This is a genomic window from Acetomicrobium mobile (assembly GCF_937920065.1).
The window spans coordinates 1-5623 of record NZ_CALETC010000257.1 but is presented as its reverse complement, the minus strand read 5'-3'; the positions used below and the strand labels follow the sequence as shown (position 1 = coordinate 5623).

Genomic DNA, 5623 nt, shown 5'->3' with positions numbered 1-5623 from the left:
AGGATGCCGTGAAAGTTCTGTGGGCTCATGGAATTTATGCAGAATCAGCCATGGGCTGTACTGGTCCGGTTATAAAAGTACCATCTCGCTTCCTCGTTGAAGCAAAGCAGCTTTTAAAAGAAGAAGGTTATTTGTGAGCAAGAATAAATTTTTTGCTTATGTCATATTGTTTTCCGTTTATTAGATCCGTGCAGGATCTTTATAGTGATGGTATAATGTAGCTGGTGTAACCGTTCACATCAATGTACTAGCATACTAAATTTGAAGCTAATGAAGCCAGGTTCCGTGATCGTAGACGTGGCGGTCGATCAAGGTGGATGTGCTGAAACATCGAAACCGACAACTCACTCTGATCCCATATTTGTGGTGGATGGCGTGGTTCACTACTGCGTTGCAAATATGCCTGGAGCTTATTCCAGAACTGCCACATTTGCTCTAAGCAACAATACCATACGATACGGACTGCAGATTGCCAATAAAGGCGTGGAGCATGCTTGCAAGGAAAATCCGGCACTTTCAAAGGGATTGAATATGTATAAAGGCGTGATTACCTATAAACCTGTTGCGGAGGCCTTTAGCATGGAAGATTTGTATAAGCCTGTAGAAGAAGTCATATAAAAAGCTGCCTCCTCATAACCCGATAGGTTGTCAAAAGGCGGAAGTTATGCGACTTCCGCCTTGATTTATCCAGCCTTCGCCCGTCAAGGCAAGAGATATGAAGAGGTTGCAATAGCCTTTGGTTGCTGGTATAAGGTATGCGTTAACTTTAGCTTGCTGTTTTGTCTATGGATAAAATGTTCAAGTCTATTGTTCTTAATTTTTTTCTGTTGGAGGTAGCCATATGAAAGAATTGCTTCTTTCCCTCACTCATTTTCCTAAAGATGAATTGGATGAGGCGGAGTTAGCGGCTTTCCGCCGTGCTGCTAAAACGTGCCGAGGTTGGATTCTGACAATGACCACGGCAGCAAATAGTGGACATCCCGGAGGTTCCATGTCAAGCATCGAGATGTATTTGCTGACCTATGCCGTTTCGGATTTGCGCAGACAAAACGCCGATGACATAAATAGAGACTTTATCGTCATTAGCCATGGTCATACTGCGCCCGCTGCCTACTCAACACTTGCCTATCTTGGATTCTTTGACCCTACAGAACTTTTGGGAAATTTTAGGCGAGTTGGGAGCCCTTTTCAGGGTCACGTTGAGCGCTCCGTGCGTGGCATAGATTGGGCGAGTGGAAATCTGGGACAAGGATTAGCCGCAGGCGTGGGTTATGCCTTAGCGCAAAAGAAAAGACAAAACAACGGTCACGTATTTGTTTTGATGGGAGACGGCGAACAGACTAAAGGACAAGTGTCCGAAGCGCGAAGAATCGCCGTGAAAGAAGGCTTGGATAACATCACGGCCTTGATAGATTTTAATCATATTCAAATCAGTGGTTTCGTTGAAGAGGTCATGCCTGTTCAATATAAAAAACTGTGGGAAGTTGATGGTTGGCAAGTATATGAATGCGATGGGCATGACCCTTCGAATATTTACTCTGCTCTGAAAAAGGCATACGAGGACCAAAGACCAAGCGTGGTGGTTTGTAACACCACTATGGGCAAGGGGGTCTCTTTCATGGAAGCCATTCCTGATTTTCATGGCAGGGCGCTGAGCAAAGAACTATATGTGAAAGCAATGGAAGAGCTGGGAGAAGACCCATCGATGTTAGAGGATGTGTTAAGTGCGCGGAAAGGTCCTCTGCCCAAGGGCAGGGTTGTTTGTCCCACAGCCTTGCCCATTGAAGTAGGTACTCCTTTTGTTTACCCTCCAACCGCTAAGATGGATAACAGGAGTGCTTTCGGTAAAGCTTTGGCAAACATTGGAGACTTAAATTACGGAAAGCCGGTACCCGTTTTGGTCTTTGATTGTGATTTGGCTTCCTCAGTTAGAGTAGATGAATTTGCAAAGAAGTGTCCTGATTGGTTTATAGAAACTGGAATTCAGGAGCATGCCACAGCTACTGTAGCAGGTGCATCGTCTTGTGGGGGCGCAGTGAGCGTTTGGGCCGATTTTGGTGTGTTTGGGCTTTCTGAAGTATATAACCAACAACGATTGAACGATATCAACAGGACCAATCTCAAGCTTTTTTTGACCCATGTGGGTTTAGACGTAGGAGAAGATGGCATGACCCATCAGTGCATAGATTACTGCGGATTACTTCGCAATCTTTTTGGCTGGAAATCGGTCGTACCCATTGATCCCAACCAAACCGATAAAGTCACCAGATGGGCGCTATGTCAGGAAGGCAACGTATGCGTTGCCATGGGCAGGAGCAAAGTTCCTGTTTTGACGAAAGAAGACGGAGTTACCCCTTTTTATGACGAGGATTACGTCTTTAATTACGGAACTATTGATATGATTAGAGACGGTTACGATGCTTCCGTGTTTGCGATGGGTCATATGGTTTACCGAGCCCTTCAGGCAAGAAAATTGCTGGAAGAAAAAGGCGTTTCCTTGCGCGTTTATGGAGTTTCCTGTCCCTTAGCCTTAGACGATGAAGTTGTGACGGAAGCTGTTAAAATGGGACCTATCTTTACCTATGAAGATCATCATATCCGCACGGGATTGGGTCAGGAGATGATATCAAAGCTCCAACGTTTGGACCTGAGGGGAAGGGTAAAGCCCTTAGGAGTTTGGCGCTTTGGCGATTCAGGACCTTCTGAAGAAGTATTTGAAGCGATGGGATTGGACTCTAAAGCATTGGTCCATTGTATTTTACAGGAGTGACATTGATGTTAGAAGAGGGGACGCTTGTTTTTTTGCGTTCGGCCAATAGAAAAGATAGTTTTTTGGTTTCTTTGGAGAGCGAGGGAAAGCTAGAAACTCGACTAGGTATAGTATTCCACAAAGAGGTCATGAAGGCCGGTTTTGGCGGTAGGGTTTGCTCTCATAACGGCAACGTTTTTTACATCATGAAACCGACCTTGGGGGAATATCTGCGCAGGATTAAACGTAAAACCCAGATAGTTTTTCCGAAGGAAGCAGGTTTTATATTACTTCAACTTGATATAGGACCTGGTGCAAGGGTAGTGGAATGTGGCACAGGGTCAGGAAGTTTAACCACGGCATTTGCCCACTTCGTTGGAGATGAAGGCCGCGTTTATTCTTACGATGTGCGCGAGGAATTTGTCGAGCTTGCTCGTCGTAATTGTAGGAAGTGGGGCGTTGAGCATAGAGTGGAATTTAATGTAAGACACCTTTCCCAAGGCTTTGAAGAAACCGACGTTGACGCAGTCTTTTTAGATTTGCCTGATCCATGGAACTACTTGTTACAGGTGAAAAACGCCCTTGCATTGGGCCGCCGAATGGGAGCGTTACTTCCAACTTTTAATCAAATAGAAAAATTCCTCCGCGCTTTGGAGGAAAATTATTTCGTTGACATTGAGGTCCTGGAGATATTTCACAGAAAACTACGAAGTGATCCAGACAGGATAAGGCCTGAAGATAGGATGATAGGTCACACCGGCTACCTAATTTTTGCGACATCAATTGCTCCTTTGGATGGCGTGAGTAGATGATATGAAGATTTTATTGCACCTTTGTTGTGCTCCCGATGGCACTGTACCGCTTGAGCGCTTGCTCTCTGAGGGGAATTCCGTAATTTGCTTTTTTTATGGACATAACATCCATCCCAAATTGGAGTATGAAAAGCGTCTTCAAGCAGTAAAGAAACTGATTGAATATTTTGGAGTTCAACTTTTAGCGCCAGCTTACGATCCCCACAGCTGGTTATCTAAGACAAAACATCTGGCGAAAGAGCCCGAAGGTGGAAAAAGGTGTATGCTGTGCTATCGCCTCCAAATTGAAGAAGCGACAAAGCACGCGATTACTTTTGATTGTGAGGCTTGTGCCACGAGCCTTACTGTCAGCCCACACAAGGATCCTGAACTGATAAACGCGATCGGGAAAACCTTGTCAAACAAAGTAGGTCTAAGCTGGATAGATCGAGTTTGGAGGAAACGCGGTGGATTCACCGAGTCTGTCGCAAAAAGCAAGGAGATTGCACTTTACAGGCAACGTTATTGCGGTTGTGTTTATAGCATTAGGAGGTGAGTGCGCATTGATGGATGGCGTTTCCATATCGGTGGGGAAGGTTCCTCCGATTTTACTGCAGCCGCTCCTTAAGGAGCTGAGAGGATCTCATAGAGGTGAGGTGTTAATAGGACCGCAGGTAGGAGAAGACGCAGCTGTTATCGGGTGGCCTGCAGGCGCATTTCTGCTTGCTGCAGCCGATCCCATAGTTGGAGCAGTCAAGGGAACCGGCAATTTGCTGGTCAATGTAAATGCCAACGATATTGCGGCTAAAGGCGGTGACCCGGCTTATATGATAACGGTCATAATATTGCCCAACACGATGACGCTAAATGATGTTGCTTCGCTCATGAAAGAGGTCGATGAGGAAGCCAAGAAGTTAGGGGTCGCCATCATCGGTGGACATACGGAGTTTTCTGATCGTTACAATTATCCCATAGTAGTAGGTACTATGCTTGGGATTGGTTATAGGGTTTTAAGAGCAAGTTCGATCAAACCTGGTGATTTAATACTTTTGACAAAGCACGTTGGTCTCGAGGGAATGACTATACTTGCCAATGATAGGGAGGATTTGCTCGCATCTGCTTTATCTTCTGAGGAAATCGCTGAAGCAAAAAGCTGGGCTTCTATGCTATCGATACTACCAGAGGCGAGACTTCTGAGAGACCTTGCTTCCTTCATGCATGATCCCACCGAGGGAGGCGTTGTTGGAGGGATAGCTGAGATTGTTTCTTTGACTTCCTTAAAGGTCAGGTTGGATTTTGATGCTTTTCCGATACATCCCATTACGGAAAAGGTTTCCGAGGCTCTAGCCTTTGATCCCTTGCATCTCATTTCCTCAGGAGTGCTTTTGGCCGTCCTGCCGCCCGAGAAAATCGATGTAGCGAAAAATCGCTTGAGGGAACAAGGCATCGCTTGTTCAGTTGTAGGAAAGTTTGATGATACGGGTATGGGGGCTGGTGATCTCACGACCAAAGAGGAGTTATGGCAGTTGCTGAGTCGTTGATAAAATTTTTAATGCTTTCCCAATGGTGTTGGGTTGACGATTAGTTTATAATCATTATTAGCTTTAGCTCAGATTATTGGAGGAGGGAAGGTCATGGAGTACGTTTGCACGGTATGCGGTTATGTTTATGATCCGACGGAGGGTGACCCCGATTCGGGTATTGCGCCGGGAACTGCATTTGAAGATTTACCTGATGATTGGGTATGCCCCGTATGTGGAGTCGGAAAGGACATGTTCGAACCTGCAGAATAGAAGGCCTTAACCGTTTTATTTTTTGATCTTGCTTAATTGTAGGGACAATTGCGGAAGGTTTTGCTTGACATATTTTGGAAAAAGTATTATAAGAATCGTTAATGTTAACAAATCTGGTGCGATGACGGGGAAGATTAGTTCATTTTGGCGAACTCCAGAGAGGGAGCCTTTCGGTGTGAGGTTCCTGTTCGCGGATGGATGAAGACCACCCTCGAGCTGCTATCGAAGCCAAAGCTTTTGGATAAGATAGCGGGGTCCGCCCCTTAAAGCGGAAAGAGATCCGAAAGAAT

At 45.5% G+C, this 5623-nt stretch carries 6 protein-coding genes and 1 pseudogene; all 7 read left to right on the top strand.

Annotation, left to right across the window (positions count from 1 at the left end; all coding sequences use genetic code 11):
* A pseudogene (locus Q7P41_RS09770) lies at positions 1-137 on the top strand (glycine reductase); the annotation flags it as partial.
* A gap of 133 nt (positions 138-270) precedes the next feature.
* Positions 271-618, top strand: coding sequence for a hypothetical protein (locus Q7P41_RS09765; RefSeq protein WP_303883882.1), 348 nt, complete (start codon positions 271-273; stop codon positions 616-618).
* A 223-nt stretch (positions 619-841) separates the two neighbouring features.
* The gene (locus Q7P41_RS09760) at positions 842-2770 is read left to right on the top strand and encodes a transketolase (RefSeq protein WP_303881171.1); all 1929 of its coding nucleotides are present in this window, start codon (positions 842-844) and stop codon (positions 2768-2770) included.
* A 5-nt stretch (positions 2771-2775) separates the two neighbouring features.
* The gene (locus Q7P41_RS09755; RefSeq protein WP_303883878.1) at positions 2776-3561 is read left to right on the top strand and encodes a tRNA (adenine-N1)-methyltransferase; all 786 of its coding nucleotides are present in this window, start codon (positions 2776-2778) and stop codon (positions 3559-3561) included.
* 1 nt (position 3562) lies between these two features.
* Complete coding sequence (locus tag Q7P41_RS09750) at positions 3563-4096, top strand: epoxyqueuosine reductase QueH (protein WP_303883876.1); 534 nt, start codon at positions 3563-3565, stop codon at positions 4094-4096.
* A gap of 10 nt (positions 4097-4106) precedes the next feature.
* Positions 4107-5081, top strand: a complete 975-nt coding sequence (locus Q7P41_RS09745; protein ID WP_303883880.1) for an AIR synthase-related protein — start codon at positions 4107-4109, stop codon at positions 5079-5081.
* A gap of 93 nt (positions 5082-5174) precedes the next feature.
* Positions 5175-5333: a rubredoxin gene (gene rd, locus Q7P41_RS09740; RefSeq protein ID WP_303883875.1), complete on the top strand. Its 159-nt coding sequence runs from the start codon at positions 5175-5177 to the stop codon at positions 5331-5333.
* The last annotated feature ends 290 nt before the right edge of the window (positions 5334-5623 follow it).

Bases quoted from the DNA above. Each gene is read 5' to 3' on its own strand.
- Q7P41_RS09765 (WP_303883882.1), top strand. From the start codon at position 271: ATGAAGCCAGGTTCCGTGATCGTAGACGTGGCGGTCGATCAAGGTGGA.
- Q7P41_RS09760 (WP_303881171.1), top strand. From the start codon at position 842: ATGAAAGAATTGCTTCTTTCCCTCACTCATTTTCCTAAAGATGAATTG.
- Q7P41_RS09755 (WP_303883878.1), top strand. From the start codon at position 2,776: ATGTTAGAAGAGGGGACGCTTGTTTTTTTGCGTTCGGCCAATAGAAAA.
- Q7P41_RS09750 (WP_303883876.1), top strand. From the start codon at position 3,563: ATGAAGATTTTATTGCACCTTTGTTGTGCTCCCGATGGCACTGTACCG.
- Q7P41_RS09745 (WP_303883880.1), top strand. From the start codon at position 4,107: ATGGATGGCGTTTCCATATCGGTGGGGAAGGTTCCTCCGATTTTACTG.
- rd (WP_303883875.1), top strand. From the start codon at position 5,175: ATGGAGTACGTTTGCACGGTATGCGGTTATGTTTATGATCCGACGGAG.